Annotated in this window: 13 protein-coding genes; 11 read left to right on the forward strand and 2 right to left on the reverse strand. The window is 70.8% G+C overall.

Annotated elements, in window-relative coordinates:
• The first annotated feature begins 5 nt into the window (after positions 1–5).
• From coaD to mutM, 6 genes are all read left to right on the forward strand, one after another.
• Positions 6–485 (forward strand): pantetheine-phosphate adenylyltransferase, encoded by a 480-nt coding sequence (gene coaD, locus AN215_RS26025; protein ID WP_070010738.1) that lies wholly within the window; start codon positions 6–8, stop codon positions 483–485.
• A gap of 70 nt (positions 486–555) precedes the next feature.
• Complete coding sequence (locus AN215_RS26030) at positions 556–1,719, forward strand: F0F1 ATP synthase subunit B (RefSeq protein WP_070010737.1); 1,164 nt, start codon at positions 556–558, stop codon at positions 1,717–1,719.
• Positions 1,720–1,919: 200 nt separating this feature from the next.
• Positions 1,920–2,474 carry a YceD family protein gene (locus AN215_RS26035; protein WP_245694721.1) on the forward strand — a complete coding sequence of 185 codons (555 nt, stop codon included), beginning with the start codon at positions 1,920–1,922 and terminating at the stop codon, positions 2,472–2,474.
• A 2-nt stretch (positions 2,475–2,476) separates the two neighbouring features.
• Entirely contained in the window at positions 2,477–2,650 is a 174-nt protein-coding gene (gene rpmF / locus AN215_RS26040; protein ID WP_028433405.1) for a 50S ribosomal protein L32, read from the forward strand.
• 19 nt (positions 2,651–2,669) lie between these two features.
• Entirely contained in the window at positions 2,670–3,506 is an 837-nt protein-coding gene (gene rnc, locus AN215_RS26045; protein WP_070010735.1) for a ribonuclease III, read from the forward strand.
• Between the two features lie 67 nt (positions 3,507–3,573).
• Positions 3,574–4,506 (forward strand): bifunctional DNA-formamidopyrimidine glycosylase/DNA-(apurinic or apyrimidinic site) lyase, encoded by a 933-nt coding sequence (gene mutM / locus AN215_RS26050; protein WP_070010734.1) that lies wholly within the window; start codon positions 3,574–3,576, stop codon positions 4,504–4,506.
• A 165-nt stretch (positions 4,507–4,671) separates the two neighbouring features.
• Here mutM and AN215_RS26055 read toward each other — a convergent pair whose 3' ends face one another.
• Entirely contained in the window at positions 4,672–5,472 is an 801-nt protein-coding gene (locus AN215_RS26055) for a CAP domain-containing protein (RefSeq protein ID WP_245694723.1), read from the reverse strand.
• 347 nt (positions 5,473–5,819) lie between these two features.
• On the opposite strand from AN215_RS26055, the gene AN215_RS26060 reads away from it, so the two are divergent.
• The 5 genes from AN215_RS26060 (at position 5,820) to ftsY (ending at position 13,493) form a co-directional block, all read left to right on the forward strand.
• Complete coding sequence (locus tag AN215_RS26060) at positions 5,820–6,083, forward strand: acylphosphatase (protein WP_171904284.1); 264 nt, start codon at positions 5,820–5,822, stop codon at positions 6,081–6,083.
• Between the two features lie 304 nt (positions 6,084–6,387).
• The gene (locus tag AN215_RS26065) at positions 6,388–6,600 is read left to right on the forward strand and encodes a hypothetical protein (protein WP_028435389.1); all 213 of its coding nucleotides are present in this window, start codon (positions 6,388–6,390) and stop codon (positions 6,598–6,600) included.
• A 272-nt stretch (positions 6,601–6,872) separates the two neighbouring features.
• Positions 6,873–10,484, forward strand: coding sequence for a chromosome segregation protein SMC (smc, locus tag AN215_RS26070; RefSeq protein ID WP_070010732.1), 3,612 nt, complete (start codon positions 6,873–6,875; stop codon positions 10,482–10,484).
• A gap of 256 nt (positions 10,485–10,740) precedes the next feature.
• On the forward strand, positions 10,741–12,165 hold the full coding sequence (locus AN215_RS26075; protein ID WP_070010731.1) for a sugar porter family MFS transporter: 1,425 nt from the start codon (positions 10,741–10,743) through the stop codon (positions 12,163–12,165).
• A gap of 119 nt (positions 12,166–12,284) precedes the next feature.
• Positions 12,285–13,493, forward strand: a complete 1,209-nt coding sequence (ftsY, locus tag AN215_RS26080; RefSeq protein ID WP_070010730.1) for a signal recognition particle-docking protein FtsY — start codon at positions 12,285–12,287, stop codon at positions 13,491–13,493.
• Between the two features lie 137 nt (positions 13,494–13,630).
• Here the strand turns inward: ftsY and AN215_RS26085 are convergent, their stop codons facing one another.
• The gene (locus tag AN215_RS26085) at positions 13,631–14,326 is read right to left on the reverse strand and encodes a bifunctional DNA primase/polymerase (protein ID WP_070010729.1); all 696 of its coding nucleotides are present in this window, start codon (positions 14,324–14,326) and stop codon (positions 13,631–13,633) included.
• Positions 14,327–14,559 lie beyond the last annotated feature (233 nt).

Below are 14,559 nucleotides of genomic sequence, written 5' to 3' on the forward strand. Positions count from 1 at the left end.
CACCAGTGCGTCGCGCAGTCTGTCCGGGGTCCTTCGACCCCGTCACCAACGGACACCTCGACATCATCGCCCGCGCCTCCAAGCTCTACGACTCGGTCTACGTGGCCGTGATGATCAACAAGTCGAAGCAGGGCCTCTTCTCCGTCGAGGAGCGCATCGACCTCATCCATGAAGTCACCGCCGCCTTCGGCAACGTACGTGTGGAGGCCTTCCACGGGCTCCTCGTCGACTTCTGCAAGGACCGCGACATCCCGGCCATCGTCAAAGGGCTCCGCGCGGTCTCGGACTTCGACTACGAGCTGCAGATGGCCCAGATGAACAACGGCCTCTCCGGCGTCGAGACGCTCTTCGTACCGACCAATCCCACCTACAGCTTCCTCTCCTCCAGCCTGGTCAAGGAGGTCGCCACCTGGGGCGGCGACGTCTCCCACCTGGTCCCCGAGCCGGTTCAGCGCGCGCTGGCGACACGGCTCGCAAAGCCGTGAGCGGCCCGGCGGGTGCCGAGTCGGGGCATCCGCTGTCGGGTTGAGTGCCGCTGGCCGTACAGTCGCTTCCGTGGACGTTCAGCAGAAACTCGACGAGATCGTGACGGCCGTGGACAGCGCTCGCGCGATGCCCATGTCGGCCTCGTGCGTGGTGAACCGGGCCGAACTGCTCGCCATGCTCGAAGAAGTGCGCCAGGCACTGCCCGGATCGCTCGCGCAGGCCGAGCAACTGATCGGCGGCCGTGAGCAGATGGTCGCCGAGGCCCAGGCAGAGGCCCAGCGGATCATCGAATCCGGGCACGCGGAGCGCGGTTCGCTGGTCTCGGGCACGGAGGTCGTCCGCCAGGCGCAGGCCGAGGCCGAGCAGGTGCTGGCCCAGGCCCGTCAGGAGGCCGCGGAGATCCGAGCCGAGGCGGACGACTACGTCGACAGCAAGCTCGCCAACTTCGAGGTCGTACTCAGCAAGACCATCGGCTCCGTCGAGCGCGGCCGCGAGAAGCTTCTCGGCAGCGGCCCGGGTTCGGAGGAGTGGAACGAGGAGTACGCCGAGGACGCCCCCGAACGTTCCACCGACCCGCGTGAGTTGAGGGAACGCGCCGACAACTACGTGGACGCCAGGCTCGGTTCGGTCTCGGCGGTGCTCTCCAAGACGCTGGAGGCCGTCGGCAGGGGCCGCTCCAAACTGCTGGGCCACGCCCCCTCCGACGATCTCGGCGCCCACATGGCGGCCCAGGACGCGGCCGAGCAGGGTGTGCACACCAGCGACGCCGACTACATGGCCGACCTGGCCGCGCTGAATCAGGGCCAGAGCCCGGCCGGGAGCCGGCCCGCCCCGGCCGCCCCGGTGGCCCCCGCGCAGCCAGGTTATGAGCCGGTCGCGGCTGCCGGCGCCGACCCGTATGCCGCCCATGCCCAGCAAGAGGCGTACTACGGCGGTCAGGACGCCTACGCCTACCAGCAGCAGTACGCCTACTACGGACAGCAGCCCGACCCGTACTACGCGCAGCAGGCACAGCCGCAGCAGAACCAGCCCTACGCGGGTCACCCCCAGGCCCACCCGGGCATGCAGCCGCAGCAGCCCCAGCTCGACGAGACCAGCTTCTTCGACACGAGCATGATCGACCTGGACCAGGTCCGTGAGTACGAGGCCCGCCACGGCCGGCAGCACGGGCAAGGCCACGGGCAGGGTCACGGCGACCCCTACGGCCAGGGCTACGGCCAGGGCGGCCGTTAGCGGCCGGGACTCGATTGGGCCGCTGCGGAACGGTCCAGTATCCTGGCTCTTCGGTCACGCGCACATGGCGATGACTGCTGTCCGGATTTCACAGCCGGACGGCGCCGCACCGTAGAAAGCAGGAAGCCCTGAACGCCCGCCTCGACCCCCGAGCCCCCCTCGTGTTCGACACACGGGAGCTGGGGCGGCGGCCTGGCGCGATGAAGGAGCTGTCCCGCACGGTGAAGTCTCCCGGCGACCTCGGAGTCGAGGTCCTCGGGGTGCCTGACGGCGCCGAGATCGAGCTCGAACTCCGCCTGGAGTCGGTCATGGAGGGTGTGCTCGTCACGGGCACCGCCCGTGCACCGCTCAAGGGGGAGTGCGTAAGGTGTCTGGAGCCGCTTGAGCAGGAATGCGTGGCGGATTTCCAGGAGTTGTTCTCCTACCCCGACGCCGACGACCGGAGCCGCCCCAGCGCGGAAGCCGGCGACGACGCCGAGGAGGAGGAGACCTTCTCCATCGAGGGCGACCATTTCGACCTCGAACCCGTGCTGCGGGACGCGGTGGTGCTGTCACTGCCGCTGCAGCCGGTGTGCCGGGAAGACTGCCCCGGGCTGTGTGCCACATGCGGCGCACGTCTGGCGGACGACCCGGAGCATGATCACGAAGACGCCGTCGACATCCGTTGGGCGGCACTGCAGGGACTCGCCGAAACCATGAAGGACGGCGAGAAGGACGCTCCCCGCGTAGCCGGGGATGACTCACAGGAGAAGTAGCCGTGGCTGTTCCGAAGCGGAAGATGTCGCGCAGCAACACGCGCCACCGCCGGTCGCAGTGGAAGGCTGCGGTCCCCACCCTGGTGAAGTGCGAGCGCTGCCAGGAGCCCAAGCAGCAGCACATCGCGTGCCCCAACTGCGGCACCTACAACAAGCGACAGGTCCTCGAGGTCTGATCGGCTGGTGACAGGCTCCATGTCGGACACCCCGATCCCCGGAGGCGCCGGCCACCGTGGCGGAGGCGACCGGGCGGCAGCGGCGGTGGATGAGGCCTCGTCCCACGCGGTTCTGGAAGGGCGGCTCGGATACGAACTCGAGCCCGCCCTTCTGGTGCGTGCGCTGACGCACCGCTCGTACGCGTACGAGAACGGCGGTCTGCCCACGAACGAACGCCTCGAGTTCCTCGGTGACTCCGTCCTCGGCCTGGTCGTCACCGACACGCTCTACCGTCTGCACCCCGACCTCCCGGAGGGCCAGCTCGCGAAGCTGCGCGCCGCCGTGGTCAACTCGCGTGCCCTCGCCAAGGTGGCGCGCGGCCTGGACCTGGGGGCCTTCATCCGGCTCGGCCGGGGCGAGGAGGGCACGGGCGGACGGGACAAGGCGTCGATCCTGGCCGACACCCTGGAGGCCGTGATCGGCGCGGTCTACCTCGACAAGGGTCTGGAGGCGGCGGGTGAACTCATCCACCGGCTCTTCGATCCTCTGATCGAGCAGTCCTCGAACCTGGGCGCGGGCCTGGACTGGAAGACCAGCCTCCAGGAGCTCACCGCCGCCGAGGGCCTGGGCGTCCCGGAATACCTGGTCACTGAGACCGGCCCCGACCACGAGAAGATCTTCACGGCTGCCGCCCGCGTCGGTGGTGTCGCGTACGGCACCGGCACCGGCCGCAGCAAGAAGGAAGCAGAACAGCAGGCGGCGGAGACGGCCTGGCGCGCGATCCGTGAGGCGGCGGACGCCGCGGCCTCTTCCGGGCCCGACGGTTCCGGTCCGGACGCCTCCTCCGGCGCCAGGGCCTCGTCGCAGGGAGTCTGACGGCTCAGCGGGCTCAGCCTGCGCGCCGCACGGGCTCCGCGCGGCCCCTGCCCATGTGAGGAGAAGCGTGCCCGAGCTGCCCGAGGTGGAAGTGGTGCGCCGGGGCCTGGAGCGCTGGGCGAGCGGCCGTGCGATCACCGACGTCGAGGTGCGCCACCCCCGGGCGGTACGGCGGCACACGGCCGGCGCGGCGGATTTCGCGGCGAGGCTGCGCGGGCACCGCTTCGGCCCCGCGCGGCGCCGCGGCAAGTACCTGTGGCTGCCGCTCGACGACCCGGGTGTCTGCGTACTCGCCCACCTCGGCATGAGCGGGCAGCTCCTCATCCAGCCCGCCGGCGCCCCGGACGAGAGGCATCTGCGGATCCGCGTCACCTTCGCCGACCCCGCGGGTGGCGAGCTGCGCTTCGTCGACCAGCGCACCTTCGGCGGTCTGTCGCTCCATCGCGAGCTCGTCGTGCCGGACTCCGGCGCACTGCCCGACGTCATCGCGCACATCGCACGCGACCCGCTCGACCCGCTGTTCGACGAGAGGGCATTCCACACGGCGCTGCGCCGCCGCCGTACGACCGTGAAGCGGGCGCTGCTCGACCAGTCGCTGATCAGCGGCGTGGGCAACATCTACGCCGACGAGGCCCTGTGGCGGGCCCGGCTGCACTACGAGCGTCCGACGGCGTCGCTGACCCGCCCCCGCACCACGGAGCTCCTGGGCCACATCCGGGACGTGATGAACGCGGCGCTCGCCGCGGGCGGCACGAGTTTCGACAGCCTCTACGTGAACGTCAACGGGGAGTCCGGCTACTTCGAGCGCTCACTCGACGCCTACGGGCGTGAGGACGAGCCCTGCCGGCGCTGCGGCACACCCATGCGCCGCCGCCCGTGGATGAACCGCTCCAGCTACTACTGCCCCAGATGCCAGCCACCGCCGCGCCCCCGGCGCACGGTGCCCGTGGCGCCGGGGAAGGCGGGGACGCGGAACGTCTCCCGGCGACCGGGAAAGTGAAGCGGCAGAGCGGCAGAGGTGCGGCCCCGCCGCCGTGGGCGGTGAGCCCGTCCGCGGGTGAGCGTCAGCGGCCGTCAAGGCAGGACTGACCAGAGCGCGGCACTGGCAAGAATATGGCCCCGATACTGCCCGGGGGCTGTATCGGGGCTCTCACCTGCGCAGACCTCAGTAGCCGAAGTCCTGCGTCCACCAGGGGCCGTCGTCGTCGATGTACTCGCCGACGCCCATCGTGCGGTACTCGCAGTTGAGGATGTTGGCCCTGTGCGAGGGGCTGCGCATCCAGTCGTCCACCACGGACTCGGGGTCCTCCTGACCGCGGGCGATGTTCTCGCCGCCCAGGTCGAGGATGCCGAGGTCCTCGGCGCGGTCCCAGGGGCTGGAGCCGTCCGGGCCGAGGTGGCTGAAGAAGCCCTCGATGGCCATGTCCCGGCTGAAGTCCCCGGCCAGCTCGGCGAGTTGCTTGCTGGCCTTGAGGGGCTTGCAGCCCTCGTCCGCGCGCTCCTCGTTGACGAGCGCCAGCACCTCGGCCTCGTTCTGGGTGGTCTCGCTCACCGGACCGGACTCCGAGCCGCCGCCGGACTCTCCCGAGCCGGACCCCGAGCCGCCGCCCGACCCGGAGCCACTGCCCGATCCGGAGCCGCTGCCCTGCTCGTTCCCCTGACCGTTTCCGTTCCCGCCCTGGCCAGGAGGCTGCTGCGAGTCGTTGCCGCCGCCCGGCTCGGACGGCTGGGAGGGCGGTTCCTGGTTCTGGCCGCCACCGGGCCGCGAGGGGTCGGGCGGTACGTTGCCGCCCTCGGGGCCGCCGTCACCGCCGGGTTCCTGCGAACCGCCTTCGGGCGCGGGCACGTTGGGCTTCGACGACTGGTCGGGAGGACCGCCGGCCTGGACGTCGCTGTACTGCGTGCCGGCGGCACCACCGGGCTGGGGGAGGACTGTGGAAGCGACGGCCACCGCACCCATTGCCATCGCCGCGGACGCTCCCAGAAGTCCCGCCCGTGCCGAGAACCCGCCCCGCTGAGGGGTCGGGGGCATCGGCCTGCGGTGCGAGCCGCCGCGCTGCCGAGGACCGTAGTCGTAGGTGACGACCGGCTCGGGAGCGTGGGGAACACGTCTGTGACGGCCCATCTCAGAAAGTCCTCACATCTCAGGCTCTTCGGAGCCTCGTCCGAATGGGTGAAGCTTGATGGGCGGGACTTTACGGCATGACAGACGGGGCGCATGTGCCGACCGAGGAAATGTCCGGATAGCGTGCGGCCATGACTGCGGGTAATACGAAGCCGAGTGACAATGACTCGTCGGTAACTACGGTGCGCATGACGGCTTGGGTACGCGGCCGGGTCCAGGGAGTCGGCTTCCGCTGGTTCACCCGAGCCGCGGCACTGCGCATCGGAGGCGTCGAGGGCTTCGTCGTGAACCTCGGCGACGGACGCGTCCAGGTCGTCGCCGAGGGAGCGCGGCCCGAGTGCGAACAACTGCTCCAATGGCTGCGGTCCGGCGACACGCCCGGGCACGTCGAAGGCGTCACGGAGATCTGGGACAGGCCGCGTGGAGGCTACACCGGCTTCGCCATTCGATGATCCAAAGCGGTTGCCATTCGGGGCTGACCATGCAAGGCTTCCGCAACGAGTGGTTGAGAGTGATCTTCACGCCCCCCGCGGGCCGCCGCCTCCGGCGATCGAACGCCGTCGAGCCAGGGCCGCCCAGGGCCGCGGGGCGTGATCGTGTTGACCGTCAAACCTTTTGGTGAGAAGCTTGAAGTCCCCCGCAACCGGACTGATTGCTCCGGAAAAACAAGTTCAGAAGTGGTACAGCGGGCGCGATTTTTTCCCTCACGACCAACCACCACTCGGGTTGGTCACTCAGTGTGGAGGACCATCCATCATGGCAAAGGCGCTTCTCGGTTACGTCGGCGGCTCCGACCCCCGAGTCCTCGCCGAGATGCGACGGCTGCAGCAGCGTGTCCAGGACCTGGAATCCGAACTCGTACGGATGCAGGCCGAGAACGACGCTCTGTCGGCTGCCGCACGGCATCAGGACTCGATGCTCGAAGGGATCGACATCGACGTACACCAGGCAGAGCCTGCGTTGACCTGACTCGACCCGTTCCGGGACGGGTCCGGCGTACAGCCTGCCGCTCTCATCAATTCCGCGAGGGACGCTTCGGCGTCCCTTCGTTGTTTCCGGAGTGGGCTCTTCCTCCACCACATCGTGTGGAACGGGTGGTCGTGGGACGTCGGGCGCTGCGCTTACCGACTGATGTGCCCCCCGCCTCACCCGGTGAAACCGATGAGGAACGGCGGGAGTTCGCCGCGCTCGGTGCCCGTACCGGACAGGTGCGGGCGGCAAGTGGACTAGAGTCCGACGGCGTGCACCTGAAGAGCCTGACACTGCGGGGATTCAAGTCCTTCGCCTCCGCCACGACGCTGCGTTTCGAGCCCGGCATCACCTGCGTCGTGGGCCCCAACGGCTCCGGCAAGTCCAATGTCGTGGACGCCCTGTCGTGGGTGATGGGGGAGCAGGGAGCCAAGTCGCTGCGCGGCGGCAAGATGGAGGACGTCATCTTCGCCGGTACGACCGGGCGGCCGCCGCTCGGCCGCGCCGAGGTCTCCCTCACCATCAACAACGCCGACGGCGCGCTGCCCATCGACTACTCCGAAGTCACCATCACGCGGATCATGTTCCGCAACGGCGGCAGCGAGTACCAGATCAACGGCGACACCTGCCGGCTGCTGGACATCCAGGAACTGCTCTCGGACTCCGGCATCGGCCGCGAGATGCACGTGATCGTCGGTCAGGGGCAGCTCGACGGCGTCCTGCACGCCGACCCCAACGGGCGGCGCGCCTTCATCGAAGAGGCAGCGGGAGTTCTCAAGCACCGCAAGCGCAAGGAGAAGGCGCTCCGCAAGCTGGACGCGATGCAGGCCAACCTCGCACGCGTACAGGACTTGACCGACGAGCTGCGGCGCCAGCTCAAGCCGCTGGGCCGTCAGGCGGCCGTGGCGCGCAAGGCACAGGTCATCCAGGCCGATCTGCGTGACGCGAGGCTGAGGCTGCTCGCGGACGACCTCGTCACGTTGAAGGAAGCCCTCAGATCGGAGATCGCCGACGAGGCGGCGCTCAAGGAGCGCAAGGACGCCGTGGAGGCAAGGCTGAAGGACGCGCTGCGCCGCGAGGCCGACCTGGAGCAGCAGGTGCGGATGCTGACGCCGCGTCTGGAGCGCGCCCAGCAGACGTGGTACGAGCTCTCGCAGCTCGCCGAGCGGGTGCGCGGCACCATCGGCCTCGCCGACCAGCGCGTCCAGCACGCTGAGGCCGAGCCCGTCGAGGAGCGCCGGGGCCGCGACCCGGAGGACATGGAGCGGGAGGCCACCCGGATCCGCGAGCAGGAGGCGGAGCTGGAGGCCGCGCTGGAGGCGGCCGAACGGGCCCTGGACGACACTGTCGCGCACCGTGCCGAGCTGGAGCGGCAACTCCACGAGGAGGAACGCCGGCTCAAGGACGCGACCCGCGCAATCGCCGACCGCCGGGAGGGCCTCGCCCGGCTGCACGGCCAGGTCAACGCCGCCCGCAGCAGGGCCGCCTCGGCACAGTCGGAGATCGACCGGCTGACGACCGCACGTGACGAGGCGCAGGAGCGCGCGGCGGCGGCGCAGGAGGAGTACGAGAGCCTCCAGGCAGAGGTCGACGGGCTGGACGCCGGAGACACCGAGCTCGCCGAGCGGCACGAGGCCGCCAAGCGGGAACTCGCGGAGGCGGAGGCCGCGCTCTCGGCGGCCCGTGAGGCCGTGACGACCGTGGAACGGGAGCGCGCGGCCACGTCCGCCCGGCACGACGCCCTCGCCCTGGGTCTGCGGCGCAAGGACGGAACCGGCGCGCTGCTCTCCGCCACCGACGCGCTGAGCGGGCTGCTCGGGCCCGCTGCCGAACTGCTCAGCGTCACACCGGGGTTCGAGGTGCCGGTCGCGGCGGCTCTGGGCGCTGCGGCGGACGCCGTCGCGGTCGCCGACACCTCGACCGCCGCGGACGCGCTGCGGCTCCTGCGCAAGCACGACGCGGGACGGGCGGCGCTGCTGCTGGGCTCCCGGTCCGTACCGGAGTCCGGCCCCGCCTCCGCCGGCGGAGGCCACGGGCCGGTGCCGGAGCACGGGCCGGCCGTGCGGGGTGACGGCGGGGCGACACCGGCCGCGCAGCTCGTACGGGCTCCCGCCGAGCTGATGCCCGCCGTGCACAGGCTGCTGCGGGACATGGTGGTCGTCGGGACGCTGGAGGACGCCGAGCAGACAGTGGCGGAGCGGCCGGGCACGGTGGCCGTGACGGCCGAAGGAGACGTGCTCGGCGCCCACTTCGCGCATGGCGGCTCCGCCGGCGCGCCCAGCCTTCTGGAGGCGCAGGCGTCCGTCGACGAGGCGGCGGCCGAGCTGGAGGAGCTGGCGGCCCGGCACACGGAGCTGAGCGAGGAGCAGGAGCGGGCGAGGGAGCGGCGCCGTGAGTGCGCCGCGCTCGTCGAGGACCTGGGAACGCGGCGCAGCGCGGCCGACAGGGAGAAGTCGCAGATCGCAGGGCGGCTCGGAACCCTGGGCGGGCAGGCCAGGGGCGCGGCCGGCGAGGCCGAGCGTACGGCCGCGGCCGTCGCGAAGGCGGAAGCCGCACTCGCCCGGGCGAGCGAGGAGGCCGAGGAGCTGGCGGAACGGCTGTCCGTGGCCGAGGAGGCCCAGCAGGACGAGGACACCGAGCCGGACACCTCCCTGCGGGACCGGCTCTCGGCGGACGGCGCGAACGCGCGGCAGACCGAGATGGAGGCACGGCTCCAGGTGCGTACGCACGAGGAGCGCGTCAAGTCGCTCGCTGGGCGGGCGGATTCACTCGACCGTGCGGCGCGCGCGGAGCGCGAGGCGCGGGTGCGCGCCGAGCAGCGCCGTGCACGGATGCGGCACGAAGCCGAGGTCGCGGGTGCGGTGGCCTCCGGGGCGCGGCAGCTGCTGGCACACGTCGAGGCGTCGCTGAGCCGCGCGCAGGAGGAGCGCGAGGCGGCCGGGCAGGCGAAGAGCGAGCGTGAGCGTGCGCTGACCGCGGAGCGCAACGAGGGCCGCGAGCTCAAGGACGAGCTGGACAAGCTGACCGACTCGATGCACCGCGGCGAGGTGCTGGGCGCCGAGAAGCGGATGCGGGTGGAGCAGCTGGAGACGAAGGCGCTGGAGGAGCTGGGAGTCGAGCCCGCCGGGCTGGTGGGCGAGTACGGGCCCGACCAGCTCGTACCGCCGTCCCTGCCGGCGGAGGGCGAGGAGCTCCCCGAGGACCCGGAGCATCCGCGCAACAAGCCGGTGCCCTTCGTGCGTGCCGAGCAGGAGAAGCGACTGAAGTCGGCCGAGCGTGCCTACCAGAAGCTGGGGAAGATCAATCCCCTGGCCCTGGAGGAGTACGCGGCGCTGGAGGAGCGCCACCAGTTCCTCAGCGAGCAGCTCGAGGACCTGAAGAAGACCCGGGCCGACCTGCTGCAGGTCGTGAAGGAGGTCGACGAGCGCGTCGAACAGGTCTTCACCGAGGCCTACTACGACACCGCGCGCGAGTTCGAGGGCGTCTTCTCCAGGCTCTTCCCGGGCGGCGAGGGCCGCCTGGTGCTGACCGACCCGGACGACATGCTCGCGACCGGGGTCGACGTGGAGGCGCGGCCCCCGGGCAAGAAGGTCAAGCGGCTCTCCCTGCTCTCCGGCGGGGAGCGTTCGCTCACGGCGGTGGCCCTGCTGGTGTCGATCTTCAAGGCGCGTCCCAGTCCCTTCTACGTCATGGACGAGGTGGAGGCGGCGCTGGACGACACCAACCTCCAGCGGCTGATCGGCCTCATCGAGGAGCTCAAGGACAGCTCCCAGCTGATCGTGATCACGCACCAGAAGCGCACGATGGAGGTCGCGGACGCGCTCTACGGCGTTTCGATGCAGGGCGACGGCGTCACCAAGGTGATCAGTCAGCGCCTGAGTTGAGGTCTTGTCAGCTCCGGCCGTTGCTGCAACGCAGAGTCGACCACTATCTCTTCACATCTTGAACGACCCGGTGAGGGCCGTCGTGAGAACCGTTACGTCGATTCAATGAGTACGGACCTATTGACTTCGGAACTTAAAGCCATAGTCTCTGCAGCGTCACTTTTACCTTCAAGCTGTGGCGCGTGCGGTCTGCGTGCCCGTCTCGGAGGGGACACCGTTCCGAACCCGGCCGCAGGCCGGGCACGCAGGAGAGACCTTGACGAGCAACCCAGAAACGGCGCCACCGGCGGCAGGCGGTCAGACCCCGCCGCTCGGACGTGTCGTCTTCATCGCAGCAGCGGCCGCCATGGGCGGCTTCCTCTTCGGCTACGACAGCTCCGTGATCAACGGGGCCGTCGAGGCGGTACGCGGCAAGTTCGAGGCCGGATCGGCCATGCTCGCCCAAGTCATCGCCGCGGCGCTCATCGGCAGTGCGATCGGCGCCGCCCTCGCCGGCCGTATCGCGGACCGAATAGGCCGTATCAGGGTCATGCAGATCGCCGCCGTGATCTTCACCGTGAGCGCCGTCGGCTCGGCGCTGCCCTTCGCGCTCTGGGACCTCGCGCTGTGGCGCGTGCTCGGCGGCGTGGCCATCGGCATGGCCTCCGTGATCGGTCCGGCCTATATCGCCGAGGTCTCACCGCCCGCGTACCGCGGACGTCTCGCCTCCTTCCAGCAGGCAGCGATCGTCGTCGGCATCGCCGTCTCGCAGCTGGTCAACTTCGCGATCCTCACGCTCGCGGACGGCGACCAGCGCGGGAAGCTCGCGGGCCTGGAGGCGTGGCAGTGGATGCTCGGCATCATGGTGCTCCCGTCGGTCGCCTACTTCCTGCTCTCCTTCGTGATTCCCGAGTCGCCGCGCTACCTGATCTCCGTCGGGCAGCACGACAAGGCGCGGAAGGTGCTCGGCAGTGTCGAGGGCGAGCACGAGAGGCTCGACGCCCGTGTGGACGAGATCGAGCAGCAGATGCGCACGGAGCACAAGTCCACGTTCAAGGACCTGCTGGGCGGCCGCTTCGGGTTCCTGCCCATCGTCTGGGTCGGCATCGGGCTCTCCGTCTTCCAGCAGCTCGTCGGCATCAACGTGGTCTTCTACTACTCCTCGACGCTGTGGCAGTCCGTCGGGATCAATCCCGAGAGCTCGTTCTTCTACTCCTTCACGACCTCGATCGTGAACATCATCGGCACCGTCATCGCGATGGCGCTGGTGGACAGGATCGGCCGCAAGCCGCTGGGATTCATCGGGTCCGTCGGCATGACCCTCTCGCTGGCCGCCGTGGCCTGGGCCTTCTCGGCCGTGCGGGGATCGGGCGAGAACGTCTCGCTGCCGGACACCCAGGGCACGGTCGCCCTCGTCGGCGCGCACACCTTCACGCTCTTCTTCGCGCTCTCCTGGGGCGTCGTCGTGTGGGTGCTGCTCGGCGAGATCTTCCCGAACAAGCTCCGTGCCGCCGGTCTCGGCATCGCCGCGGCCGCTCAGTGGGTCGCCAACTGGGTGATCACCGCCAGCTTCCCGAGCCTGTCGGAGTGGAACCTGTCCGGCACGTACGTGATCTACACGATCTTCGCCCTGCTCTCGATTCCGTTCCTGCTCAAGTGGGTGCCGGAACCGAAGGGCAAGGCGTTGGAGGAGATGGGCTAACCGAACCCCGCCGCCCGCTCCTCTGCACGGTCGCCGCCCCGGTCCGGGAAGGGCCGGGGCGGCGGCGTGCGCGGGGGCGTGCCCGCGCACTGTTGACGGTGGCGGATACTGGACGGCCTATGGACATCGTCATCCTTGTTGCAGTCATCGCCGTGGTCGCGCTGGCCGCGATCAGCGGGCTCGTCGTCAGCGGCCGGAAGAAGAAGGCCGCCACCGCCGGGAAGTCCGCGGACGCCCGCGCCACGGCCACCGCACCCGCCGAACCACATGTGGGCGAGGAGGCTGCCGGCACCGCCGAAGCGCCGCGCAGAACGATCGAGGAGGTCGGTCTCCCGGCCACCGAGGCCGAGGCGCCCGCCGCTCCCGCTCCCGCCGAGCCCGCCATCGAGACCCCGGAGCCCGCCGAGGGGCGGCTCGTACGGCTGCGCTCCCGGCTGTCCCGTTCGCAGAGCTCCCTCGGCCAGGGGCTCCTCTCGCTGCTCTCGCGTGAGCATCTCGACGACGCGACCTGGGAGGAGATCGAGGACACACTGCTGACCGCCGACGTCGGTGTCGCCCCTACACAGGAGCTGGTCGAACGGCTCCGCGAGCGCGTACGCGTCCTCGGCACCCGCACGCCCGAGGACCTGCGCGGCCTTCTGCGCGCCGAACTCCTCACGCTGGTCGGTCCCGACCTGGACCGCACCGTCCACACCGAGACCCGGGGCGCGGTCGACAGGCCGGGCGTCGTACTGGTCGTCGGCGTGAACGGCACCGGCAAGACCACCACCACCGGGAAGCTCGGGCGCGTACTCGTGGCCGACGGCCGGTCCGTGGTGCTCGGCGCCGCCGACACCTTCCGCGCCGCCGCCGCCGACCAGCTGCAGACGTGGGGGAAGCGCGTCGGCGCCCGTACCGTGCGCGGGCCGGAGGGCGGCGACCCGGCATCCGTGGCCTTCGACGCGGTCAAGGAGGGCACCGACGCGGGTGCCGACGTGGTGCTCATCGACACCGCGGGCCGGCTGCACACCAAGACCGGACTGATGGATGAGCTGGGCAAGGTCAAGCGCGTCGTGGAGAAGCAGGGCCCGGTCGACGAGGTGCTGCTCGTGCTCGACGCCACGACCGGGCAGAACGGCCTTGTGCAGGCCCGGGTCTTCGCCGAGGTCGTGGACATCACCGGGATCGTGCTGACGAAGCTGGACGGCACGGCCAAGGGCGGCATCGTCGTCGCGGTCCAGCGTGAACTCGGCGTGCCCGTCAAGCTCGTCGGGCTGGGCGAGGGCGCCGACGACCTGGCGCCGTTCGAGCCGGAGGCCTTCGTCGACGCGCTGATCGGCGGGGAGTGACGCTGATCGGCGGCGAGTGACCCAGCCGCGGCACCCGTCGGCCCGTACGGCCCCGCACGTGGAGCGCCCCGTCCCGCGGTGCAGACGGGACGGGGCGCGATTGCGGCGGCCGCGGGCGGTGCCCGTGCCGCGTACGGTCAGGCCGCCGACCGGTGGCAGACGTAGGCCAGCGTGCCCAGCAGCAGCCGGGCCTGCGGCGGGCGGCCCGCGCACTCGAGCGTCGGAGGACGCAGCCAGCGCACGGCGCCGAGGCCGCCGAGGTCCGACGGGGGAGCGGTGATGTGCTCGCCCTCGCCGAGCCCGCGGAGGTCCAGCCGGGCGTCGTCCCAGCCCATCCGGTAGAGGAGTTCGGGGAGTTCGGCGGCGGCTCCGGGGGCGACCAGGAACCACATGCGGCCGTGCGGAGCGAGGGCGACGGGACCGAGCGGCAGGCCCATGCGCTCGAGCCGTACCAGCGCGTGGCGGCCGGCTGCCTCGCCGACCTCGATCACGTCGAAATGCCGCCCGGCCGGCAGCAGCAGTGCCGCGCCAGGGCACCGCGCCCAGGCCTCGCCCGCCTCGTCGAGGGTCGCTCCTGCGGGCACTTCCAGCGAGGCGTCGAGGGGATGCGCTCCGGGCGCGGGGCAGACGGCGGCGCCGCACGAGCACTCGATGCGTCCGCCGACGGCGCGTACGGCGCGGGCGCCCGGGACCACCGGCCACCCCCACAGGCCGGTGTACTCCGCCACTGCCGTGGCGGCGGTGGCGCGGTGGCGCCGCCGAGCGCCGGGACGCAGTTGATGGATGTCGCGGATGCCGCCCAGACCGCCGATGGCGCCGATCGTGAAGCCCATGCTCCCTCCAACGGGTCCTGCCTGCCGATGGTTACGAGCGGGCTGCGCACTGTGACGGGTCACAGGCGTGACAGGCCGCTCGTGCCGGCCGGGTCATGTGTCAAGTGAATCGTGTGCGGCGGCAGCGGGGTTCATTCGAAGGGGTGGCGAATGGTGGCGATTCCGCGAACCCCCTCGCCTGAGCAGTGATCGGAAGGTTACTTTCGGTACACACGGATGGCGGCAGCTTCGCC

Source organism: Streptomyces abyssalis, from assembly GCF_001751365.1.
Classification (GTDB): Bacteria; Actinomycetota; Actinomycetes; order Streptomycetales; family Streptomycetaceae; genus Streptomyces; species Streptomyces abyssalis.

Excerpts from the sequence above, each read along its gene's own strand:
- AN215_RS26035 (WP_245694721.1), top strand. The coding sequence starts at position 1,920 with ATGAAGGAGCTGTCCCGCACGGTGAAGTCTCCCGGCGACCTCGGAGTC.
- ftsY (WP_070010730.1), top strand. The coding sequence starts at position 12,285 with ATGGACATCGTCATCCTTGTTGCAGTCATCGCCGTGGTCGCGCTGGCC.
- AN215_RS26085 (WP_070010729.1), bottom strand. The coding sequence starts at position 14,326 with ATGGGCTTCACGATCGGCGCCATCGGCGGTCTGGGCGGCATCCGCGAC.
- AN215_RS26055 (WP_245694723.1), bottom strand. The coding sequence starts at position 5,472 with ATGGCAATGGGTGCGGTGGCCGTCGCTTCCACAGTCCTCCCCCAGCCC.
- AN215_RS26065 (WP_028435389.1), top strand. The coding sequence starts at position 6,388 with ATGGCAAAGGCGCTTCTCGGTTACGTCGGCGGCTCCGACCCCCGAGTC.
- AN215_RS26060 (WP_171904284.1), top strand. The coding sequence starts at position 5,820 with ATGACGGCTTGGGTACGCGGCCGGGTCCAGGGAGTCGGCTTCCGCTGG.
- rnc (WP_070010735.1), top strand. The coding sequence starts at position 2,670 with ATGTCGGACACCCCGATCCCCGGAGGCGCCGGCCACCGTGGCGGAGGC.